Source organism: Micromonospora sp. URMC 107, from assembly GCF_051386315.1.
Taxonomy (GTDB): domain Bacteria; phylum Actinomycetota; class Actinomycetes; order Mycobacteriales; family Micromonosporaceae; genus Micromonospora.
This window is the reverse complement of the sequence record NZ_JBPQTK010000218.1, coordinates 1-5,337: the sequence shown is the minus strand read 5'-3', so window position 1 is coordinate 5,337 and position 5,337 is coordinate 1. Positions and strand designations below refer to the sequence as shown.

Sequence of the window (5,337 nt, the reverse complement as noted above, 5' to 3'; positions counted from 1 at the left end):
TGCCGTCGGTGAGCCAGCGGCGTTGCCAGGCGGCGTAGTCGGCGTACTGGACCGGCAGTGGGGGCAGCGGGTCGGGCCGGCCCTCGTGGTGCGCGGTGTAGAGCGCCCCCAGCTCACGCGTCAGGACGCCGATCGACCAGCCGTCGGAGACGACGTGGTGCATCGTGACGAGCAGGACGTGCCGGTCCGGGGCGAGGGTGACCAGGCGGCCCCGGATCAGGGGACCGGTCGTCAGGTCGAACGGGGCACTGAACTCCTCGTCCTGGAGCCGGGCCAGGAGGGTGGCGGCGTCGGGCGCTCCGGTGAGGTCGTGCGTGCACAGGGTGAAGCCGCTCCCGGGCGGGTCGACGTGCTGGTGGACGTCGGAGCCGGTGGGCACGAGGCGGGTGCGCAGGGCCTCGTGCCGGGCGACCAGGGCGTCCAGGGCCGCCCGCAGCGCGTCGTGGTCGAGCCAGCCGGCCAGCTCCAGGGCGAGGGGCATGTGGTAGGCGTGGCCGAGGCCGCCGAGCCGCTCCAGGAACCACAACCGCCGCTGCGCGAAGGAGAGCTCCAGCGGGCCGCCCCGGTCGACCGGGCGGATCGGCGGCAGCACGTCGCGCCCGTCCGGCGTCAGCCGGGCGACGAAGGCGGAGAGGACCGGCGCCGCGAAGAGCGCCGCCGGGGAGACCTCCCGCCCCAGCACCTGCCGGATCCTGGACACCAGCCGCATGGCGAGCAGCGAGTGCCCGCCCAGGGCGAAGAAGTCGTCGTGCCGGCCGACCCGGTCGATCCCCAGCACCTCGGCCCAGACGCCGGCGACCATGGTCTCCAGCAGGCCGACCGGCTCGACGTGCCCGCGCTGGCCGAAGGACTCCCCGTCCGGTGCCGGCAGCGCCGCCCGGTCGAGCTTGCCGTTGGGCGTCAGCGGCCACGCGGCCAGCCGGACGTACGCCGCGGGCACCATGTGGTCGGGCAGCTCGCCGGTGAGCCGGTCCCGCAGCCGCGCGGCGTCCGGCGCCTGCCCCGTCCCGGTGAGCACGTACGCGACGAGCCGCTGGTGGCCGCCGGCGTCCGGGCGCGCCACGACGACCGCCTCGCGGACGCCCTCGGTGGCCGCCAACCGTGCCTCGATCTCGCCGAGCTCGACGCGGAAGCCCCGGACCTTCACCTGGAAGTCGTTCCGGCCCAGGAACTCGAGTTCCCCGTCCGGCAGGCGGCGAGCCAGGTCACCGGTGCGGTAGAGCCGCTCGCCGGGCACGAACGGGCTGGCCCGGAAGCGCTGCGCGGTCAGCTCGGGCCGGTTCAGGTAGCCGCGCGCCACGCCCGCGCCACCGATGTGGAGCTCGCCGATCACCCCGTCCGGCACCGGCTCGCCCTCGCCGTCGAGCAGGTAGACCCGCACGTTGGGCAGCGGCCGGCCGATCGGCAGGCAGGTCGCCTCGGCGAGGCCGTCGGTCGGGAGCAGGTGGAGGGTGCTGTCGACGGCCGCCTCGGTCACGCCGTACGCGTTGACGATCCGCACCCGCGGGCCGCACAGGGCGCGGAGGCGGGCGGCGTCGGCGGCGCTCCAGGCGTCCGAGCCGCAGACCACCGTCTCCAACCCGGCGAGGCTCCCGCCGGTGGCCGCCAGATGGTCCGTCAACGGGTTGAGCACCGCCGGCACGAAGTCGGCGAAGTCCACGTCGTGGTGGCGCAGCAGGGCGTACAGGCCCGCGCTGTCCAGCAGCAGCGGGCGCGGGCAGAGCACCAGCCGCCCGCCGAAGCCGAGCGCCCGCACCACGTCGGCGGTGAAGACGTCGAAGGAGAAGCTCGCCATCTGCAGGTGCACCAGGCCCGGGCGCAGGTCGAGCAGGCGTTCCCAGGCGGCGGCGACGGCCACGAGGTGCCGGTGCTCCACCAGCACCCCGTTGGCGGCGCCGGAGGTGCCGGACGTGTAGATCACGTACGCCAGGTGGTGCGCGCCCAGATCGTCGACGACCGGCTCGGTCACCGGCAGGCCCGCCCACAGTGCCGCGTCGAGGTCCAGGTCGACCACCGGGGTGTCGAGTCCGGCGAGCGCGGCGTGCAGCCGCTCGCGGGCCGGGCCGTGGGTCAGCGCCGCCACCGGCGTGCTGTCGCGCAGCATGGCGGCGAGCCGCTCGACGGGGTAGGCCGGGTCGAGCGGGAGGTAGGCGCCACCCGCCTTGAGGACCGCCAGCAGGCCCACCACCGTGTCCAGCGACCGCTCGACGCAGATCGCCACCAGCCGGTCCGGCCCGACGCCCCGCGCGCGGAGATGGTGGGCCAGCCGGTTGGCCCGCGTGTTCAGTTCGCCGTAGGTGAGCCGCTCGTCGCCGAGGACGAGGGCCACCGCCTCCGGGTCGCGGGCCGCCTGCGCCTCGACGAGGTGGTGCACGCAGCGCCCCGGCGGGTACGCCACCGTGGCGTCGTTCCCCTCCTCGACCAGCCGGCGTCGCTCGGCGGGGGGCAGCACGTCGAGCCCGCCCACCGGCGCGTCCGGCGTCCGCTCCAGCGCGTCGGCCAGCGTCGCCAGGGCCCGGGCGACCATCGCGCAGACCCGGTCGGGCGCCACCCCGGCAGCGGCGGCGACCGTCAGCACGACGTCGTCGCGCAGGTCGTCGACGTCCAGCGCGAGCGGGTAGTTGCCGCGCTCCTGCGCGGCCACGTAGGTCAGGTCGTCCGCGCCGGGCTCGGGCGCGGGGGTGTCGGACTCGGCCAGCACCTCGGCGTGCCGGTAGTTGAGCAGGGCGGTGAAGAGCGGCGCCGGCGGCGCCACCGCGCTGCACGACTGGGCCAGCGCCAGCGACGCGTGCTCGTGCCGGATCAGCCCGGTCAGCGCCTCGTGGGTGCGCAGCACGCACTCCGTGGCGCCGGTGGAGTCGAGGGTGACCCGCAGGGGGAGTGTGTTGAGGAAGGGCCCGAGGACCCGGTCGTTGCCCACGCCGCCGTCCATCCGGCCGGAGAGCACGGTGCCGAAGACGACGTCCCGACGCCCGCTGGCCCGGGCCAGCACCTGCCCCCAGGCGACGTGGAAGAGGCTGGTCACCCCGACCTGGAGGGCCTGGGCCCGCCGCCGCAGCCGCAGCGTCAGCTCCGGGCCGAGCCACACCCGGGCGTCCCGCATGGTGTGCCCGTCACCGTGGATGTCCCGCAGGCCGAAGGGCACGGTCGGGCTGTCGACGTCGGAGAGCATCCGGCGGAAGAAGCCCGCCTGCTCGGCCCGGTCCGCGCCGCGCCGGATCCGCGCCACGAAGTCGCGGAAGGGCAGCGGCGGCGGCAACCGCTCGCCCTGGCCGGCCAGGTACGCGCGGACCTCGGCCCGCAGCTGCTTGAGCGAGGTGTTGTCGTCGACGATGTGGTGGATCAGCTCCACGACCAGCCACCCGTCGTCGCGGGGGTCCCGCGCGGCCACCAACCGCAGCAGGGGAGCCTGGTCGAGGGGGAGGCGACCGTACCGCCGGTCGACGTGTGCGCGGAGCTGCCGCACCGGGTCGTCGCCGGCGGGGTCGAGCGCGACCTCCCGCACCGGCAGGGGCGCCCGGCGCCACACCACCTGCACGGGCTCGTTGATCCCGTGCCACACCACGGCGGTGCGCAGCACGTCGTGCCGGGCGATCACCGCCTCCAGCGCGGCGCGGTAGCGCTCCAGCCGGTCCCGGTCGGCGAAGCGGAGGACGGTGGTGACCAGGTAGGGGTCACGGTCGCGGGCCATCAGGTGGTGGAAGAGCATCCCCTCCTGCACCGGGGCCAGGGGGTAGATGTCCTGCACGTTCGGCGCACCGCCGGACACGGTGGCGACGACCGCGTCGATCTCCGGCTGGCTCAGCTCCACCAGCGGCAGCAGGTCCGGGGTGATCCGGTCGCAGCCGGCCGGGATCGGGTCCGGGGTCGCCTCGGCCCGGTCCGCGCCGGCACCCACCGCGTGGGCCAGGTCGGCCAGGACCGGCGAGGAGAAGAGCGCGCGTACGTCGGCGGACAGGCCGTGGCGGCGCATCCGCTCCAGCACCCGCAGGGCCAGCAGCGAGTGCCCGCCCAGCGCGAAGAAGTTGTCGTGCCGGCCGACCCGTTCGACGCCGAGCACCTCGGCCCAGATGGCGGCGAGGGCGGTCTCCGTCGCACCGACCGGCTCGGTGTAGTGCCGGGTGGCGAAGGCCGACCCGTCGGGTGCGGGCAGCGCCCGGTGGTCGAGCTTGCCGTTGGGCGTGAGCGGCCACTCGGCGACCCGCACGTACGCGGCCGGGACCATGTGCTCCGGCAGGACACCGGCCAGCCGGGTCCGCAGCGCCTCGGCCGTCAGCCGGCGCACCGACGCGGTGTAGTAGCCGACCAGGCGCGGCTCGCCCGCGGCGTCCGTCGTGACCGACACCACCGCGTCGCGTACGCCGGGACAAGCGGCCAGGCGGGCCTCGATCTCGCCCAGCTCGACGCGGTAGCCACGGATCTGCACCTGGGAGTCGTTGCGGCCCAGGTACTCGAGACCGCCGTCGGCGCGGTGGCGGACGAGGTCGCCGGTGGCGTAGAGCCGGTCTCCGGCGACGAACGGGCTGGGCAGGAAGCGTGCCGCGGTCAGCCCGGGACGGTTGAGGTAGCCCCGCGCGACCCCCGCCCCGCCGACGTGCAGCTCACCGACGACCCCGGGCGGCACCGGCTCGAGCTGCCCGTCGAGCACGTAGAGCCGCAGGTCGCCGATGGGCCGCCCGATCGGACTGACGCCCGGCCGTTCGGCGTCGGCCGGGGTCAACGGCCGGTGGGTCACGTGCACCGTGGTCTCGGTGATGCCGTACATGTTGACCAGCTCGGTGCGCCCGTTGCGCGCGTCCGCGTACCACGGCCCCAGCATCGTCGGGTCCAGCGCCTCGCCCCCGAAGACCACCGTACGCAGCCGGTGCCCCCGCCCGCTGTCGGCCTGGGCGGCGATCAGGCTGCGGAACGCGCTGGGGGTCTGGTTGAGGACGGTCACGCCCTCGTCGCAGAGCAGCCGGTGGAAGTCGGCGGGGGAGCGGCTGACCAGCCGAGGGACGATCACCAGCCGGCCGCCGTGCAGCAGCGCCCCCCAGATCTCCCAGACGGAGAAGTCGAACGCGAAGGAGTGGAAGAGGCTCCACACGTCGGTCGGACCGAAGCCGAACCAACCGGCCGTGGCCGAGAAGAGCCGCACCACGTTGGCGTGCGCGACCATGACGCCCTTGGGCCGGCCGGTGGAGCCGGAGGTGTGGATGACGTAGGCGAGGTGGTCGGGTCGGGTGCCGGGGTCGGGGTCGGTGGTGGGTCGGTCTGCCCAGTGGGGGGCGTCGGTGTCGAGGTCGACGAGGGGCGCGGTGGTCAGTCCGTCGAGGGTGGCGCGGGTGGCGCCGTGGG

General features: G+C 75.4%; 1 protein-coding gene. It reads right to left on the bottom strand.

Going from position 1 to position 5,337, the window contains the following annotated elements; translation table 11 throughout:
- A partial coding sequence (locus tag ACSNN9_RS27605; RefSeq protein ID WP_436676224.1) for an amino acid adenylation domain-containing protein occupies positions 1 to 5,337 on the bottom strand: 5,337 nt, incomplete at both ends.